The organism is Duganella sp. Dugasp78, assembly GCF_059491455.1.
The window spans coordinates 4,791,541-4,808,068 of sequence record NZ_CP168506.1; the positions used below are offsets into that span (position 1 = coordinate 4,791,541).

A 16,528-nucleotide genomic window follows, 5' to 3' on the forward strand; every position below is an offset into this window, starting at 1 on the left:
TTTTGATTGGAACCATCATGCACAAGCTACCCTCCGCGCTGACCGGGCTGGCCCCGGCTCTGGCTCTTGCTTTTGCCGCGCTGCTGTGCGCGTCGCAGCCGGCGCTGGCGGGGACCACCCAGATCGCCCAGGTGCCGCTGCTCAACATCACCGGCACCGGCACCGTCAAGCCCAATCTGATGCTGCTGTTCGATAACTCCGGCTCGATGGACCAGACCTACACGCCGGACTACGTCAACGACAACCTGTGCCGCAGCGCCGCCACCCTGCAGGCCGGCATCACGGCCTGCGCGGTCGGCCACCCGCCGTTCATGAGCCCGGACTTCAACAAGCAGTACTACAACCCGCAGATCCGCTACCTGGTGCCGATCAAGTCCGACGGCAGCTACTATCCGGAGCAGAACGCCGCCAACACCAGCAACTGGACCTCGGTCAGCGGCGACGGCTTCGGCGCCCACAAGGCCGACATGGCCGGCAACACGGTGACCTCCAACATCAACCTGGTGACCGGCTTCCCGGACCTGAAGTGGTGCAACGGCAGCGGCGTCTGCCAGTTCAACACCGCCAGCTACACCTATCCGGACGCCACCTACCAGACCGCCAGCGCCATCACCACCGGCCCCTACTACTACACCATCGGCATCGGCCAGTTCTGCACCGACGACAGCATGAAGACCTGCGTCTCGACCGCCATCGGCGCCACCGCGCCGGCCGGCTATCCGGTGCCGGCCAAGGTGCGCTGGTGCAGCGACAAGCTGCTGACTCAGTGCCAGGGCAAGCGCGTGGGGGCCTTCATCTACCCCGGCTATTCGAAGCCGACCGGCGCCACCGCATCCTACGGCACCATCGCCATCGGCGCCTCGGCCACGGCCAGCTCGCTCGGCATCAGCAGCGTGGTGGTCAACGGCACCATCACCGTCACCAACGCCACGGTCACGGCAGCCACCGGCACCAACAGCCTGATCAAGCAGCAGACCCTGGCCAGCGCGCTGGCCGCCAACATCATCGCCACCTCGGTGGGCAAGGGCGCCGCCTCCACCAGCCTGTACTACGCCTGCGTCAAGACCCCGACCGGCCAGGCCACGGTGCCCGCCTGCAGCGTGTTCGGCATCGTCCTCGGCGCCGACAACCTGGTGGCGGTGCTGCCGGTCAGCTGCACCAGCAGCGTCAGCGTCGCCAACTGCGTCACCGTCACGGACAGTTCGCGCGCCGGCTGGGGCATCGCGGTGACCTCGCCGACCGTCGCGGTGACGGCCTACGCGCCGTCCCGGGCGGTGGTCACCTTCGGCGGCACGGCCACCTCGTCGTCGCAGACCGCCATCCTGAAAAACCTCAGCTATGCCGGCACCGTCCTGGTCGGCGGCACCGCCACCAGCACCCCGAGCTACCTGAGCCTGGGCAAGAGCCAGACGCCGGCCCTGATCGCCTCGGCGCTGGTGACCAAGGTCGGCACCGCCGGCACCATCAAGGCCTACCTGGGCAACAGCAGCAATTGCCCGGCCGGCTACACCACCAGCAGCGTTTGCCTGGTGAACTCGGCCTCGACCGACGATACCGCCACCATCAGCGCCTTTACCATGGATAACCAGGGTTCGGTCACCTGGACCACCACCCCCTCCAGCGGCTACGTGGCCGCCGTCAACGACACCATCCCGACCACCACCACGGCGCTGACGGCCGGCTCCGGCGCGCCCAATCCCTTCGTGCGGGTCAACATCGTCAGCGGCCAGACCTATCCGAAGGGCAGCGACCGCACCGACTGCGCCGGCAGCACCTGCACCTATGCCGAGGAGATGAACAACTTCGCCAACTGGTATGTGTACTACAAGAGCCGGCTGCAAATGATGAAGACCTCGATCGGCATCGCCTTCGCGTCCATCACCGCCAACTACAAGGTCGGCTACGTCAAGCTGTCGAACGCCGGCGCCGGCGCCGCCATCGACCTCAAGCCGGCCGACTTCACCGGCAGCGCCCGCGCCAGCTGGTACACCACGCTGTACAACACCACCACCTCGGGCTCGACGCCGATCCGCACCGCGATGGACAACGTCGGCCGCATGTTCAGCAACCTGACGCCGTACAACTACGCGGCCGGCCAGGAAGTGGTGCAGTACCCGTGCCAGCAGAACTTCATGATCCTGACCACCGACGGCTACTGGAACGGCAGCTCCACCGCCAACGTGGTCAACAACGACAACGTCGAGAACCCGGCGCGCTTCTGCACCCTGGCGCGCGGCTGCCTCGACGCGCGCGCGCAGACGCAGCCGTCGATCTCGGACGTGGCGCTGCACTGGTATAACGGCGGCTCCAGCACCACCACGGTGTCGCTGCGGCCGGCGCTGGAGCCGGACATGAGCAAGCCCGGCTCGGTGCCGGCGGCCGGCGGCGAGAACACCCACCTGCACATGAACACCTACACGCTGGGCCTGGGCGTGGACGGCGTGATGACCTACGAGCCGAACTACGACACCGCGCCCAAGACCGGCGGCGATTTCTACAACCTGATCACGGCGGCCTCCAGCGGCTGCCCGTGGAACGGCGGCGGCGCCTATGTCTGGCCCGACCCGGACGTCACCAACACGGCCAGCACGGTGCAGGAGCGGGTCGACGACCTGTGGCACGCCGCCATCAACGGCCACGGCAAGTACTTCAGCGCCCAGGACCCGAAAGACGTGGTGGGCGGCCTGAGCGAGGCGCTGTCGAACATGCAGGTGCACGTGGGCGCGGCCGCAGCGGCTGCCACCTCGACGCCGAACATCACGCTGACCGACAACGACATCTTCTCCGACACCTTCACCACCGTGAAGTGGTATGGCGAGCTGTCCGACAAGAAGATCGACAGCACCGACGGCAGCGTCGGCAACACCGCCACCTGGACCACCAGCGACACGCTGGGCAAGAAGGTCGGCGACAGCAGCGACACCCGCACCATCTACATGTACAACACCAGCGGCGCGGTCGCCAGCGCGCCGGATGCCTTCCGCTTCGCCAACATGAAGGGGCCGGCCCCGGGCTGGTTCGCCAACAAGTGCACCGCGCTGTCGCAATGCGTGCTGCTGTCGGCCGGCGACAAGGCCCTCGTCAACGACGGCAACAACCTGGTCAACTACCTGCGCGGCCAGCAGCAGTACGCCGACGACAGCCTGTTCCGCGCCTACACGCTGACCCTCAACACCCCGGCCGGCGCGGCCGGGCCCATCCCCATCGTGCTGGGCGACATCGCCTCGTCCAAGCCGGCCTTCGTGCGCGACCCGCGCAACGACTACCCGGACCCGGACTACGTGACCTTCAAGGACACCTACGGCAATCCAAGCAGCGCCAAGTACCGCACCGGCACGGTGTTCACCGCCGCCAACGACGGCATGCTGCACGCCTTCGACTCGGCCACCGGCAACGAGCTGTGGGCCTACGTGCCGCGCATCACGATGAAGAAGCTGTACGCGCTGGCCAGCACCACCTACGGCACCAACCACCAGTTCACCACCGACGGCTCGCCGGAAGTGGCCGACGTCAAGGCCTCGGTGGGCTGGCGCACCGTGCTGGTGGCCGGCCTGAACGGCGGCGGCCGCGGTTACTACGCGCTCGACATCACCGACACCAGCAATCCCAAGCAGCTGTGGGAGTTCTGCGCCGACGCCGCGGTCTGCCCGCTCAGCGACGGCGACCTCGGCCTGACCTTCGGCAACCCGCAGTTCGGCACGCTGGCCAACGGCCGCTGGGTGGTGTTCCTGACCTCGGGCTACAACAACGTGCCCGGCACCGACGGCGTCGGCACCGGCACCGGCAAGGGCTTCCTGTACATCCTGGACGCTTACACCGGCGAGTTGATCAGCAAGATCACCAACAACTCGGGCGACACCACCACGCCCTCCGGCCTGGCCAAGATTTCCGCCATCGGCGACGATCCGGGCGCCGATCCGCGCGTGCAGTACGTGTACGGCGGCGACAACCTGGGCCAGATGTGGCGCTTCGACCTGAGCGCGTCCTCGGGCGCGATCACGGTCAGCATGCTGGGCAACGCCGGCGTCAACAAGCCGATCACCACCCGTCCGGACGTGACCATGTGCGCGGTGCAGATCACCACCACCGTGGCCGGCGTCACCACCACCACCACCAGCGGCAAGCGGGTGGTGCTGTTCGGCACCGGCCGCCTGCTGGACGTGCCGGACACCTCCGACGCCTCGGTGCAGAGCCTGTACCTGCTCAAGGACAGCGCCACCCCGATCGCCGACATCCGCGGCTCGAGCATGGTGAAGCAGACCCTGAGCCTGCTCGGATCGAGCAGCAACACCAACACCTACCAGGTCACCAGCAACCCGGTCGACCTGACGCAGAAGGACGGCTGGTATTTCGACTGGTCGGTCAACGCCGGCGAGCGCATGAACCTGGACCCGCAGATCGTCAGCGGCGTGGCCAATGTGGTGACCAATCTGCCGTCGTCGTCGTCGGCCTGCTCGGTGGGCGGCTCGAGCAATCTGTACCAGGTCAATGTCTGCAACGGCCAGGCGATCGGCACCCATCCGGTCGGGGCGACCCTGTCGAACACTTCGGCGGCGGTCGGTTTCATCATCATCCGCCTGCCGAACGGCCAGCTGAAGATGATCACCACCTTGGCCGACGGCACCAACAAGACCTCGCCGCTGTCCGAGCAGATCTCGGCCGACGCCCACCGCACGGGCTGGCGCAGGGTGAAAGGGGAGTAGGGCCTTGAAACCCGCCACCTTCACCGCAACGCTGGCCGGACCACCAAGGGGTCGGACCCCGGACGGGGTCAGACCCCAGCCTGGCATTGCGGGGTCCGCGGGCAAACAGTTCACACGGCGGGGCCAACTATCGGTAAAATTGAGGGTTTTGCAGCCCCGCCTCAGATCGCGAACAAATGGTCAACGATATCGAAAACGTAACACCCGAGAATAACGACGACGCCGGCTCCCCGGCCAATGCCAGGCCCCCGGCCCTGATCGCCCGTGAAGTGCAGCGCCGCCGCACCTTCGGCATCATCTCCCACCCGGATGCCGGTAAGACCACGCTGACGGAAAAACTGCTGCTGTTCTCGGGCGCGATCCAGATGGCCGGCACGGTCAAGGCGCGCAAGAGCGGCCGCCACGCCACCTCCGACTGGATGGAGATCGAGAAGCAGCGCGGCATTTCCGTGGCCTCCTCGGTGATGCAGTTCGAGTTCCGCGACCACGTGGTCAACCTGCTCGACACCCCGGGCCACCAGGACTTTTCGGAAGACACCTACCGCGTGCTGACGGCGGTCGACTCGGCGCTGATGGTGATCGACGCCGCCAAGGGCGTGGAAGCGCAGACCATCAAGCTGCTCGACGTCTGCCGCATGCGCAACACGCCGATCGTCACCTTCATGAACAAGATGGACCGCGAAACCCGCGATCCGCTGGAACTGCTCGACGAGCTGGAATCGGTGCTGAAGATCCAGTGCGCGCCGGTGACCTGGCCCATCGGCATGGGCAAGAACTTCCGCGGCGTGTATCACCTGCTCAACGACACCATCATGCTGTTCAAGGCCGGCGAGGAAAAGGCCGACGGCGCCTTCGAGATCATCAAGGGCATCGACAACCCGCGCCTGACGGAGATGTTCCCGCTGGAGATGGACCAGCTGAAGATGGAAGTGGAGCTGGTGCACGGCGCCTCGCATCCGTTCGACCTGGAGCAGTTCCTGGCGGGCGTGCAGACGCCGGTGTTCTTCGGTTCGGCGATCAACAACTTCGGCGTGCGCGAGATCCTGTCGGCGCTGGTGGACTGGGCGCCGGCCCCGCGCGAGCGCGACGCCACCGTGCGCGCGGTCGATCCGAAGGAAGAGCCGTTCACCGGCTTCGTGTTCAAGATCCAGGCCAATATGGACCCGGCCCACCGCGACCGCATCGCCTTCCTGCGCGTGTGCTCCGGCCGCTTCGAGCGCGGCATGAAGGTCAAGCATTTGCGTCTTGGCCGCGAGATCAAGGTGTCGTCGGTGGTGACGTTCATGGCGTCCTCGCGCGAGCAGGTGGAAGAGGCGTACGCCGGCGACATCATCGGCCTGCCCAACCACGGCAATATGCAGATCGGCGACTCGTTCTCCGAAGGCGAGCTGCTGACCTTCACCGGCATTCCGTACTTCGCGCCGGACTTCTTCCGTTCGGTGCGCATCCGTAATCCGCTCAAGATCAAGCAGCTGCACAAGGGCTTGCAGCAGCTGGGCGAGGAGGGCGCGGTGCAGGTCTTCAAGCCGGTGCAGGGCGGCGAGCTGGTACTGGGCGCGGTCGGCGTGCTGCAGTTCGAGGTGGTCGCCAGCCGTTTGATGAACGAGTACGGCGTCGACGCCGTGTTCGAGGGCACCAGCATCAGCAGCGCGCGCTGGGTCTCCAGCGACGACAAGAAGGCGCTGGCCGACTTCGAGGACGCGCTGGGCCACAACGTCGCCTACGACGCCGCCGGCAACCTGGCCTATCTGGCCACCTCCGGCGTCAACCTGCGCCTGACGCAGGAACGCTGGCCCAAGCTGCAGTTCCACGCCACCCGCGAGCACTCCGCCAAGCTGGTGTAAGCGTCATTCCATACCGGGCCGTCCGTCCTCGACGGCCCCCCCCCTCCCTCCGTGATTTTCGTTGACATGTCCTGCGAGTTCATTTAGCCTGCAGTTGCTTTATCGACAAATTTGTAGTCAAGAAAATATTCTGTGTGTCTCGCTCCGTCCGTGCCCCTCTGCAGCCGATCTGGTCCCTCAACCTAAAAAAGAAGGCAATTAGATGACTTTCACGAAAAGCATATCCGCCACGCTCGCACTGAGCTTCTGCTTGCTCCATGCCGGACAATCGCAAGCCGACACCATTGTCGGTCCGGGTGATGTCTACATCGACGCCAACGACTCGGCTATCAGCTTGCTCATCGTCGATTTGACGGCATCCCGGACGCTCGGTGCGGGCAACTACTCGGCCTCCACGTTCAACTACCAATTCTCGCAGTGGGGCGGCAATTTTGTCGGCGGGACGGTAGCTCCTTTCCTCGCCACCTACGACGGCTCGCACTACAACGTCGTCGCGGTGGGCGACAGCGTCTTCGACCCGCACGGCGGGGCCGGCTCCTTCACGTCGGCGACATTTGGAGGAAGTAATACGTTCACCCTTGGATCGACAACGACTGTGTTTGCCGGCCTGTATGAGCAGAGCATCCCAGGCTACCGGCAGCCGATCGGTTTTGCCAACGGTGGGGCCTCGTACTTGCTCTACAACTCGGGCCTTGCCGGAACCGGGAACGTCGACTTCCCCGTCGTCGGCAGCGGTATCGGCGGAGGTAATGCGACCGGCACCTTCCTACGCAGCTACGACTTCAGCGTCGGCATCGTTCAGTCGCCAGTCCCCGAGCCATCCAGCGCGGCCATGTTCGGCATTGGAGCGGTCGCGTTGCTGGCGTACTCGCGGCGCAAGGTAATGGGGCGCCCGGCGAACCGCGCCTGACGACAGTGGCTAGGTAGCGCACGGTTCTGTTCTACTGCAATATGCTGTTAATGGGTGGACAGGGCGCGCAGCAGGGCCGGCACTTCGGCGCTGATCTCGCGCGCCAGGTAGCCCAGCGGGCCGTGGCGCAGCGACAGCTGTTCCCCGGCCAGCGCGTGCAGCGCCACGCCCCACGACGCCGCCTGCTCCAGCGCGGCGCCGCGCGCCGCCAGGCCCGCGATCAATCCCGCCAGCACATCGCCCGATCCCGATATCGCCAGACCGGTGTTGCCGCCCTGGTGACGCCACAGCCGTCCCTGCGGCGCGGCGATGACGGTGGTCGCGCCTTTCAACGCCACGCAGGCCTGCCAGCGCTGCGCCGCCAGCTGCGCGGCCGCTTCCGGCTGGACGGCGATTTCCAGTTTGTCGGCGCCAGTCAGCCCGGCCAGTTCGCCCGCGTGCGGCGTCAATAGCACCGCGCTGTCGAAGCGCTGGCCGTCGCCGGCGGCGATCCGCATGCCGGCGGCATCCAGTATCAGCGGGACATGGACGCAATGCGGCAGCAGCGCGCGCACCAGCGCCGCGCTGGCGGCATCGTCCTGCATGCCGGGGCCGATCAGCACCGCGCTGGCACGCTGGCAGGCCTGCCGCAGCGCCCGGGCCCCGCTGCCGTCGGCCAGCAGGCCGCCGTCCGCTGTTTCATCCAGGCCGATCACGCGCGCCTCGGGCAGCGCCACGCCCAGCGCCACCGCCACGCTGGCCGCCGTGGCGATACTGAGCTTGCCGGCGCCGGCCCGCAGCGCCGCCGTGGCGGCCAGCCGCACCGCGCCCGGCATCTCGCGCGCGCCGGCGACGATCAGCAGATGGCCGCGCACTTCCTTGTCGGCGTCGCCGCCGGGCATGGGCAGCGCCCAGTCGCGCAGCATGCCGGCGCTGACGGCGGTGGCTTCCGGCAAATGGCTCATGATTTGGGCGCGGCCGGCACGTCCGGCTGATGGGTGACGGGCGTGCCGGTCTGCTCCAGCGGCGCGACGAAGTTGGCCTGCACCAGCACCAGCTTGCCGTGCTTGCCGGCCTGCGGATCGAAGCGGTATTCTGTGATGCCGCAATTGGGCACGTCGCCGGCGCGGTCGATCGCCAGGATCGCGTCCTCGTCCATGCGCTCCAGCAGGTAGCGGAAGCAGTTGACAATGACCTGGTGGGCGACGATCAGCACCCGTTCGCCCCGGTATTCGCGGGTGATGGTGTCGAGCGTGCTGCGCAGGCGCAGGATGACGTCGCACCAGCTTTCGCCGCCCGGCGGGCGGAAATAGAATTTGCCCACATGCTGGCGCTGCTCGGCCAGCTCAGGATATTTGTCGCGCATGCCCAGTGGCGTCAGGCGGTCGAGGATGCCGAACTCCTTTTCGCGCAGGCGCTCGTCGGCCGCCACGGCCAGCAGCTGGCTGCGATCGAGCACCTCCAGCACCGCCTGCGCGGTGGCGCGCGCGCGGGCGTACGGCGAGAACAGCACCACGCTGGGGCGCGTCGCGGCCGGCAGCGCGCCGAACCAGCCGCTCATCGCCTGCGCCTGCCGCCGGCCCAGCGGCGACAGCGGCACGTCGACATCGCGCCCGGCGATATCGATCAGGAACCGCGAGCCGGCTTCGGCGGCGTCGCGCGCCACGTTGCCGGCGCTCTGGCCGTGCCGCGCCAGCCACAGTTGCTGCGGCCATTTCTGTTCCGTCATCGTCCGCCCTCCAGATCCAGCTCCACCCACACCGGCGCGTGGTCGCTGGGCTTGTCGCGGCCGCGCACCTCGCGGTCCACTTCGGCCGCCTTCAGCGCCGGCGCCAGCCCCGGGCTGAGCAGCAGGTGGTCGATGCGCAGGCCGGCGTCGCGCGCGTAGGCGTTGCGGAAGTAATCCCAAAAGGTATAAATCGTTTCGCCTGGATGCATGGTGCGCAGCGCGTCGCACCAGCCCTGCGCCAGCAGCCGCTGGAAGGCGGCGCGCACCTCGGGCCGGAACAGCGCGTCGTCCACCCAACGCTCCGGCTTGTAGACATCGAGCTCGGTCGGCATGACGTTGAAATCGCCCGCCAGCACCGCGTCGGCGCCGCTGCCGATCAGGTCCGCCGCGTGGACCGTCAGCCGCTCGAACCATTTGAGCTTGTAGTCGAACTTGGGGCCGGGCGCCGGATTGCCATTGGGGAGGTACAGGCCAGCCACCAGCACCCCGTCCACCACCGCCTCGATGTAGCGGCTTTGCGCGTCCTCGGGATCGCCGGGCAGGCCGCGTCCTGTCTCGATCGGCAGGCGGCCGCGCGCCAGGATGGCGACGCCGTTCCAGCTCTTCTGGCCATGCCAGATCGCCTGGTAGCCGGCGGCGTTGATGGCTGGTTCGGGGAATTTCTCCTGCGGCGCCTTCAACTCCTGCAGGCAGACCACGTCCGGCCGGGTCTCGTCCAGCCACTGGAGCAGGGCGGGCAGGCGGCTGGTGATGCCGTTGACGTTGAAGGTGGCGATACGCATGCCGCCAGTATGCGCAGCCCCGATCAACCCTACCGTGCGACTGCGCACATACTTGACAAAGCGGTTTTTGTGGATTAATGTATTAGTCAACTAATACACCGATACAAAAAGCGATGACCTCCCACTCCGCCTCCCTGTACTCGATTGCGACCGGTTCGTCCGAGCCGATCTACCGCCAGCTGATCGAGCAGACCCGCCGCCTGCTGGCCGCCCGCGTGCTGGCGCCGGGCGATGTGCTGCCGTCGGTGCGCGAGGTGGCGCTGGCGCTGGCCGTCAATCCGATGACCGTCTCCAAGGCCTACAACATGATGGAGACCGAGGGCCTGCTGTCGCGCAGCCGCGGCGTCGGCATGCTGGTGGCCCAGCGCAGGGCGCATGCGCACAGCGCCCACGAGCGCGAGGCCCTGCTGCGGCCCACGCTGGAGCGGGCCGCCGAGGAGGCGCGCCAGCTGGAACTCGATCCCGATGCCGTACTTGCCCTGTTCAATAAAATCCTGAAGGAAGAACCATGAAGCCATCGATAGTCAATGTCGCCAACCTGCATAAATCGTTCGGCGGCCAGCAGGTGCTGCAGGGCGTGAGCTGGGACATCGCGCCCGGCAAGGTGATCGGCCTGCTCGGCCGCAACGGCGCCGGCAAATCGACCCTGCTCGAATGCCTGCTTGGCCTGCGCGAGGCCGACGCCGGTACCAGCACGTTGTTCGGCCAGCCCGCCACGCAGCTGGGCGACGAGGCGCGCGCCTGGATCGGCTATGTGCCGCAGAAGTCGGAACTGTTCGAGTGGCTGACGCCGGTGCAGATGCTGGACTACTTCAAGGCCCTGTACCCGCACTGGAACGCCGACAAGGTGGGCGGCCTGCTGGAACGCTGGGGCTTCGCCGGCGAGGCGCGCCACAAGCAGATCGGCCGTTTGTCCGGCGGCGAGAAGCAGCGCCTGTCCATCATCCGCGCGCTGGCCCACGATCCGAAACTGCTGGTGCTGGACGAGCCGGTCGCCAGCCTCGATCCGGTCGGCCGCCGCGACTTCCTGCACGAGCTGGTGGACGGCGTGATCGAACGCGACACGACGGTGATCTTCTCCACCCACATCCTGTCGGACCTGGAGCGGGTGGCGCTGGACGTGGCCTTCCTCCAGGGCGGCAAGATCACGCTGCAGGCGCCGCTGGACGACCTGCTGGAAAGCGCGCACCGCATCACCGGCACGGCGGCGGCGCTGGCGCGCCTGCAGTTCCGCGACGAGATCCGCCGCCAGCAGGACCGCAGCGGCGGCGTCAGCATCCTGGCGCGCCTGAGCGGGCAGGAGGCCGCCGACCTGCGCGCCGGCCCCGACCTGCGGGTGGAAACCCTCAGCCTGGAAGACCTGTTCGTCGAGGTGACCAAATGAGCGGCCCATACACACAGCTGCTGCTGCAGGTGGTGCGCGACCGCTGCGACAGCCGCGTGCTGACCCGCATCAGCGCGATGATCCTGCTGGTGGTCGTGATGATGCCGGTGCTGGCGTACGTCTTCGACCGCCCGGAAGTGGTGGCACCGGTGCTGGCGGGCTCGGTATCGTTCCTGGTCCTGATCTGGTGCGGCGCGCTCCTGAAGAGCGCCGTGCAGCAGAACCATCCGGCCTACGCCTGCCTGGTGCCGCAGCTGCGCCGCCGCCTGATCGTGGTGACGCTGGCGCTGTACACGGCCTGCGGCCTGCTGGTCGCCGCCATGGTGGCGCTGGCGTTCGGCCATTTCGGCTACGCGCTGGTCGGCGTCGGCGCCTTGTTCTGCTACATGCTGTACGCGCAGCGCTATGCGGTGCTGGCCTTCCTGCCGTCGATACTGATCATCGCTTCGGTCTCGGTGCTCAAGGCTCCCTTGCGCGCGTTGTGGGAATCGATGCAGGGGATGAACGAGCCGGCGCTGACCGGCATCGGCCTGGTCGCCGTGGCGGTGCTGGGCGCCTTCGGCTTGCAGCTGGTTTTCCCGCGCGGCGGCGATCGTCACTGGGCCTGGTATGCGCGCCATGCGGCGACGCTGCGCAGGATGCGTGGCAACGCGCCCAAGCCGGGTGACTCGGCCGGCAGGAACCGCTGGATCATGCGCCTGCAGGTGGGCTATCGCGCGGCCCTGCGCCGCGACAGCCGTGGCGGCGCCACGCCGGGCAGCATGCTGCTGCATACCTTCGGGCCGGCCGCGCATGAAGGCGGCTACCACGCCTGCCTGCTGCTGGTCACGCTGGTGGTGGTGGTGCTGATGCAGGGCGTGGGCAGCGACATGGAGCTGCTGCGGCAGATGCTGCATAGCTCACTGGTGCAGGTTAGCGTGATGGTGGCGGTGGTGATATACGCGGCCGAATTGCAGAGGAGCGCTTCCCGCCGCGCCGCCGAGCAAGCCTTGTATCTGCTGACGCCGGGCGCTCCGGCGGCCGCGCAGCTCAATCGCTTGCTGGGGGCCGAGTTGTTGAAGCGCTTCCTGCGGGTGTGGCTGGTGGCGGCGTTGTGCGTGGCCGGTCTCGACACGTTGATGTTCGGCGCGCCGCAGCTGTACGGCCCGACCTTCGTGCTGTGCGCGCTGCTGTTGGGGCTATCCTGCGCGCTGCTGCGCAATTACGCAGTGGCACCGGCCTCGTCCAACCAGGCCACCCCGGTGGTGGTGACCTTCGTGGTGATGGCGGCGTATCTGACCGTGCTGAGCATCGGTCGCTGGATTCCTGCGTTCCCCTTGTTCTGGCTGGCTGCGGCCATCGTGCTGGCGTCCTTGCTGGCGTTGCGCTGGCGTTGGCAGCGTCTGGTGTCGCTGCCGGCGGTGCTGCCTGCCGGCCGGCTGCTGACCTGAGGCCCGCAAGCTAGTCGGACTGGAACACCAGCCCCACCGTCACCTCCGGCTGGCCGCCGCCGCTGCGGGACAGGCGCCGGCCCCAGGTGGCGTCGATCTGCAAGCGGTCCGGGATCAGGGCGCGGGCGATGCCGAGCTGGTAGCGCGAGCCGCTGTGCTGGCGGCCGTACACTTCGGTCGTCAAGGTGTGGCGTTCGTCCAGCCTGAATTGGGCGCCGCTGCCCCAGGTGGCGTGATACTGGCGGCCTGTCTCCGTCTGCATCACGCCGGCATTCAAATGCAGCAGCACGGCGTCGTCGCGCAGCGATATGCTGAGCGGGACGTTGAGCGACAGGTCGCCGTCGCCGCCGCGGCCGGCGCGGAACTGGTCGGCCAGCACCAGGCCCAGGCCCCAGCCGTTGGTCGTCAGCGGCTTGAACACGGTCTTGGCCTGCAGCCGGAAGTGGTGCGTGGTCAGGCTGTGCGGGCCGGAGTTGTCATCAGCCCAGGCGCCGCCGACCGCCAGTTCCCACGCACCGCCGACGTTGCAGGCGGGCGTGGCCCAGTATTCGGCAAGCGGGCCGGCGCGCTGCGCATAGGTCTCCAGCTGGCAGTGTCCGGGATCGACGATGGCGGCATCATCGACCGTCATCGGCCGACCTGCGTGGCTGGACGGGCAGGCCAGCAGGCAGGCCAGCGCGCATGCGGCTGCGCGCGCGCGGGCCTGGAGAGGCAAAAAGGTCATCGGTATTCAGTTTTCTACAAGGGCATGGGGCGCCACTTTACCACCGCCAAATGAAATTGTGATGACAACTATTTGGCCGGCGTGGCCAGCGGCTTGCCTTTCTCGACCACGTACACGCCGACCAGCTTGAGCGGGCCCTTGCCGACGTTGAGCGCGTCGTGGATGGTGCCGGCCGGGATCACGAAGGCTTCGCCGGCCTTGACCCGGCGCGGGTCTTCGCCGTCGACGCGCAATTCGCCTTCGCCCTCCAGCACGTAGCTGATCTCGTCGCCGGGATGCGAGTGGCGGCCGGCCGTGCCGCCCACGTCCACTTCGACCCGGGCGACGACGGCTTCGCGGCCCGGCACCGAGACGTCGGCTTTCTGGACCACGGTGCGGTGGATGGCGGAGGCTTGGGCTTGGGCGGCGCCGGCGGCCGCGGCCAGCAGCAGTGCGGCGGCGAAGGCGGGCAGGGCGTGGCGGACGATAGAGACGGTAGGCATGGCGCATCCTTTCAGGTCAGGGCTGGCGCCGGGGCGGCGCCGGCCGATTGTACGCCGATGCGCGCCGCTAGCGGTGGCGCCCCAGCCACAGCGCGTCGGCCACCGAGCCGAGCCAGCAGACGATGCAGACCAGCGCCGCGCCGTTGGTGGCGGGATTGTCGATGCCGGAGCTGTGCACACGCTCGATGATCAGCAGCGGATCGAGCGGCAGCTTGCCGCTGTTGACTTCGGTGACCAGGGTGTCGGCCAGCGCCAGCGTGGCGCGCAGCAGGTAGCCGGCCGCCAGCAGCGTCGGCACGATGAACAGCAGGCCGCGCGCGCCGCGCCGCAGCGCCAGGTGGCCCAGCCCGGGAAACAGCAATGCCGAGATCAGCGCTGCCTTGATCGATGCTTTCATGAACGTCCTGTGGTTGACCTTGACTAAGCGCAAGATTGCGCTAGTGCATGCGGCGTAGATTACAACATCTTACCCGCCGGAGTGAATCATGCGTGCTTTATTCAGTATCGCCCTGTTGTGCTCTGCGTGCGTGCACGCCACCCCCAATGAAAAAGACGCGGTCGCGCTGGCCGAGCGGGGCGCGCAGTTCGTGCGCACGCACGGCAAGGCCGAGATGATCGCCCGCATCAACCGCAAGGACCCGGAATTCAACCAGGGCGCCTTGTACCTGGCCATGCGCGACCTGGACGGCATCACCATCGCCCACCCGACCACGGCGCTGATCGGCAAGAACCTGCTGGACGTGCCGGACGCCGACGGCAAGCAGTTCCGCCAGGAGATGGTGGCGCTGGCCAAGGGCAAGGGCTCGGGCTGGGTCGACTACAAGTTCCGCAATCCGCAAACGGGCAAGGTGGAGGCCAAGAGCACCTACGTGCTGCGGGTCGGGGACGTATCGCTGGAAGCCGGCATCTACAAGCACTAAGCCGTGAACATGCTCAGCAAACTGCGGATAGGCCCCAAGCTGCTGCTGGCGCCTGGGGTGGTGCTGATCCTGTTGATCGCGTTGTCGATCGGCGCCTTTGCCGGCCTGGTGCGGCAAAACCAGCGGCTCGACGACCTGGTGCAGCAGCGCGCCGTGCGGCTCAAGGCGGCGGCCGACCTGGTGGCGGGCGCCAACCATGCGCATACCGAGATCTACCAGCTGCTTACCTGGATCAACGCCAGCTTCTCGCCGGCGCGCATCGATGCGCTGGTGCGCGACATCCACGCCCGTCACGCGGCGCTGGACCGCCAGTTCACGCAGCTGGAGATGGCGACCCAGGCCGATCCGGCCGAGCGCCGCTTCGTGGCCCAATCGCAGGCGGCGCATATGCTGTACGTGAAGGCGATCGGCGACGTCATCGAGTTGAGCATGGCCGATCAGTCGATGGCAACCAACGCCATGTTCAAGGCGGAGCGGGCGTTCGACGTGGTGGCGCGGCGGCTGGAGGAGTTGTCGCGGCTGGAGCAGGCGCTCAGCGCGCGCGCCTACAACGACGCCGAGGCCGAGTTCCGGACGCTGTCGACCGTGATGCCGGCGGTGGTGGTGCTGTCGATCACGCTGTCGCTGCTGGTGACGATGGCGGTGCGGCGCGCCTTGCTGAAGGAGGTGGGCGAAATCGGCGCGGCCGCGATCGACCTGGCCGAGGGCAACCTGACGGTGAAGAACCGGGTCTACGGCAAGGACGAAATCGCCGAGACCTCGCGCGCGCTGGACACCAGCATCCGCAACCTGAACACCACGCTGAAGACCATCCTGGCGTCGGCGCAGTCGATCGACACTGCCTCGCGCGAGATCGCCCAGGGCAATGTCGACCTGACCCAGCGCACCGAGGCGCAGGCCAGCACGCTGGAAGAGGCCAGCAGCTCGATGCAGGAGCTGAGCGCCACCGTCACCCAGACCGCCAACAACGCGCAGCTGGCCAACCAGCTGGCGCGCTGCGCCACCAATTTCGCGGTGCGCGGCGGCAGCGTGGTGCAGCGGCTGGTGGTGACGATGGCGGCGATACGCGGCAGTTCGCGCAAGGTGGTGGAGATCGTCGGCGTGATCGACGGCATCGCCTTCCAGACCAATCTGCTGGCCTTGAACGCGGCGGTGGAGGCGGCGCGCGCCGGCGCGCATGGCGAAGGCTTCGCGCAGGTGGCGGGCGAGGTGCGCACGCTGGCGCAGCGTTCGGCCACGGCGGCGCTGGAGATCAAGGCCTTGATCGCCGAATCGGTGGCGGAGATCGAGGGCGGCAGCCGCTCGGTGGAGGAAGCCGGCAGCAGCATGGCGGAAATCGTGGCGTCGGTGCAGCAGGTGGGGGATATCATCGACCAGGTCAGCGCCGCCAGCGCGGTGCAGGCGCAGGGCCTGCAGGGCATGCATCAGGCCATCGTCGAGATGGATCAGGTGACGCAGCAGAAGCTGGTGCTGGTGGAACAAGCCGCCAGCGCGGCATCGAGCTTGCAGCGGCAGGCGGTCAATCTGTCGAAGGCGGTGGCGATGTTCAAGCTGGACGAGGGCATGGAGCCGCCCCCCAAGCTGCCGGCCGGCTCACCCCGCGTGGTGCGCCTGCGGCTGGCGTCGGTGCGCAACTGAGCC

The 16,528-nt window shown here is 67.6% G+C and carries 14 protein-coding genes; 8 read left to right on the forward strand and 6 right to left on the reverse strand.

Features of this window, described 5'->3' with window-relative positions:
- Window positions 1-17 precede the first annotated feature (17 nt).
- From ACEN9O_RS21335 to ACEN9O_RS21345, 3 genes are all read left to right on the forward strand, one after another.
- Entirely contained in the window at window positions 18-4,703 is a 4,686-nt protein-coding gene (locus ACEN9O_RS21335; RefSeq protein WP_495613811.1) for a PilC/PilY family type IV pilus protein, read from the forward strand.
- A 176-nt stretch (window positions 4,704-4,879) separates the two neighbouring features.
- Entirely contained in the window at window positions 4,880-6,547 is a 1,668-nt protein-coding gene (locus ACEN9O_RS21340; RefSeq protein ID WP_495613812.1) for a peptide chain release factor 3, read from the forward strand.
- Window positions 6,548-6,749: 202 nt separating this feature from the next.
- Window positions 6,750-7,457 carry a PEP-CTERM sorting domain-containing protein gene (locus ACEN9O_RS21345; RefSeq protein ID WP_495613813.1) on the forward strand — a complete coding sequence of 236 codons (708 nt, stop codon included), beginning with the start codon at window positions 6,750-6,752 and terminating at the stop codon, window positions 7,455-7,457.
- Window positions 7,458-7,504: 47 nt separating this feature from the next.
- On the opposite strand, the gene ACEN9O_RS21350 is transcribed toward ACEN9O_RS21345, so the two are convergent.
- Genes ACEN9O_RS21350 through xth form a run of 3 tightly spaced genes read right to left on the reverse strand, consistent with a single transcriptional unit; the run spans window position 7,505 to window position 9,947 of the window.
- Entirely contained in the window at window positions 7,505-8,401 is an 897-nt protein-coding gene (locus ACEN9O_RS21350; RefSeq protein WP_495613814.1) for an NAD(P)H-hydrate dehydratase, read from the reverse strand.
- Complete coding sequence (locus ACEN9O_RS21355) at window positions 8,398-9,165, reverse strand: histidine phosphatase family protein (protein ID WP_495613815.1); 768 nt, start codon at window positions 9,163-9,165, stop codon at window positions 8,398-8,400. The genes ACEN9O_RS21350 and ACEN9O_RS21355 overlap by 4 nt, the downstream gene beginning before the upstream one ends.
- On the reverse strand, window positions 9,162-9,947 hold the full coding sequence (xth, locus tag ACEN9O_RS21360; protein WP_495613816.1) for an exodeoxyribonuclease III: 786 nt from the start codon (window positions 9,945-9,947) through the stop codon (window positions 9,162-9,164). The genes ACEN9O_RS21355 and xth overlap by 4 nt, the downstream gene beginning before the upstream one ends.
- Window positions 9,948-10,060: 113 nt before the next feature.
- Here xth and ACEN9O_RS21365 point away from each other — a divergent pair, with 113 nt between their 5' ends.
- The 3 genes from ACEN9O_RS21365 to ACEN9O_RS21375 are packed head-to-tail and all read left to right on the forward strand — an operon-like array spanning window position 10,061 to window position 12,761.
- Complete coding sequence (locus ACEN9O_RS21365; protein WP_495613817.1) at window positions 10,061-10,459, forward strand: GntR family transcriptional regulator; 399 nt, start codon at window positions 10,061-10,063, stop codon at window positions 10,457-10,459.
- Window positions 10,456-11,331 (forward strand): ABC transporter ATP-binding protein, encoded by an 876-nt coding sequence (locus ACEN9O_RS21370; RefSeq protein ID WP_495613818.1) that lies wholly within the window; start codon window positions 10,456-10,458, stop codon window positions 11,329-11,331. Before ACEN9O_RS21365 ends, ACEN9O_RS21370 begins: the two co-directional genes overlap by 4 nt.
- The gene (locus ACEN9O_RS21375; RefSeq protein WP_495613819.1) at window positions 11,328-12,761 is read left to right on the forward strand and encodes a hypothetical protein; all 1,434 of its coding nucleotides are present in this window, start codon (window positions 11,328-11,330) and stop codon (window positions 12,759-12,761) included. The genes ACEN9O_RS21370 and ACEN9O_RS21375 overlap by 4 nt, the downstream gene beginning before the upstream one ends.
- 10 nt (window positions 12,762-12,771) lie before the next feature.
- Here the strand turns inward: ACEN9O_RS21375 and ACEN9O_RS21380 are convergent, their stop codons facing one another.
- From ACEN9O_RS21380 to ACEN9O_RS21390, 3 genes are all read right to left on the reverse strand, one after another.
- The gene (locus ACEN9O_RS21380) at window positions 12,772-13,485 is read right to left on the reverse strand and encodes a PA4824 family protein (protein ID WP_495613820.1); all 714 of its coding nucleotides are present in this window, start codon (window positions 13,483-13,485) and stop codon (window positions 12,772-12,774) included.
- Between the two features lie 68 nt (window positions 13,486-13,553).
- Entirely contained in the window at window positions 13,554-13,967 is a 414-nt protein-coding gene (locus tag ACEN9O_RS21385; protein ID WP_495613821.1) for a cupin domain-containing protein, read from the reverse strand.
- A gap of 67 nt (window positions 13,968-14,034) precedes the next feature.
- Entirely contained in the window at window positions 14,035-14,364 is a 330-nt protein-coding gene (locus ACEN9O_RS21390; RefSeq protein ID WP_495613822.1) for a hypothetical protein, read from the reverse strand.
- Window positions 14,365-14,452: 88 nt separating this feature from the next.
- Here ACEN9O_RS21390 and ACEN9O_RS21395 point away from each other — a divergent pair, with 88 nt between their 5' ends.
- Window positions 14,453-14,887, forward strand: a complete 435-nt coding sequence (locus ACEN9O_RS21395; RefSeq protein ID WP_495613823.1) for a cache domain-containing protein — start codon at window positions 14,453-14,455, stop codon at window positions 14,885-14,887.
- A gap of 9 nt (window positions 14,888-14,896) precedes the next feature.
- Complete coding sequence (locus ACEN9O_RS21400; protein ID WP_495613824.1) at window positions 14,897-16,525, forward strand: methyl-accepting chemotaxis protein; 1,629 nt, start codon at window positions 14,897-14,899, stop codon at window positions 16,523-16,525.
- Window positions 16,526-16,528 lie beyond the last annotated feature (3 nt).

Coding starts and splice junctions, on each gene's coding strand:
- ACEN9O_RS21350 (WP_495613814.1), bottom strand. CDS start 8,401: ATGAGCCATTTGCCGGAAGCCACCGCCGTCAGCGCCGGCATGCTGCGC.
- ACEN9O_RS21375 (WP_495613819.1), top strand. CDS start 11,328: ATGAGCGGCCCATACACACAGCTGCTGCTGCAGGTGGTGCGCGACCGC.
- ACEN9O_RS21370 (WP_495613818.1), top strand. CDS start 10,456: ATGAAGCCATCGATAGTCAATGTCGCCAACCTGCATAAATCGTTCGGC.
- ACEN9O_RS21340 (WP_495613812.1), top strand. CDS start 4,880: ATGGTCAACGATATCGAAAACGTAACACCCGAGAATAACGACGACGCC.
- ACEN9O_RS21345 (WP_495613813.1), top strand. CDS start 6,750: ATGACTTTCACGAAAAGCATATCCGCCACGCTCGCACTGAGCTTCTGC.
- ACEN9O_RS21380 (WP_495613820.1), bottom strand. CDS start 13,485: ATGACCTTTTTGCCTCTCCAGGCCCGCGCGCGCGCAGCCGCATGCGCG.
- xth (WP_495613816.1), bottom strand. CDS start 9,947: ATGCGTATCGCCACCTTCAACGTCAACGGCATCACCAGCCGCCTGCCC.
- ACEN9O_RS21335 (WP_495613811.1), top strand. CDS start 18: ATGCACAAGCTACCCTCCGCGCTGACCGGGCTGGCCCCGGCTCTGGCT.
- ACEN9O_RS21395 (WP_495613823.1), top strand. CDS start 14,453: ATGCGTGCTTTATTCAGTATCGCCCTGTTGTGCTCTGCGTGCGTGCAC.
- ACEN9O_RS21400 (WP_495613824.1), top strand. CDS start 14,897: ATGCTCAGCAAACTGCGGATAGGCCCCAAGCTGCTGCTGGCGCCTGGG.
- ACEN9O_RS21385 (WP_495613821.1), bottom strand. CDS start 13,967: ATGCCTACCGTCTCTATCGTCCGCCACGCCCTGCCCGCCTTCGCCGCC.
- ACEN9O_RS21365 (WP_495613817.1), top strand. CDS start 10,061: ATGACCTCCCACTCCGCCTCCCTGTACTCGATTGCGACCGGTTCGTCC.
- ACEN9O_RS21390 (WP_495613822.1), bottom strand. CDS start 14,364: ATGAAAGCATCGATCAAGGCAGCGCTGATCTCGGCATTGCTGTTTCCC.
- ACEN9O_RS21355 (WP_495613815.1), bottom strand. CDS start 9,165: ATGACGGAACAGAAATGGCCGCAGCAACTGTGGCTGGCGCGGCACGGC.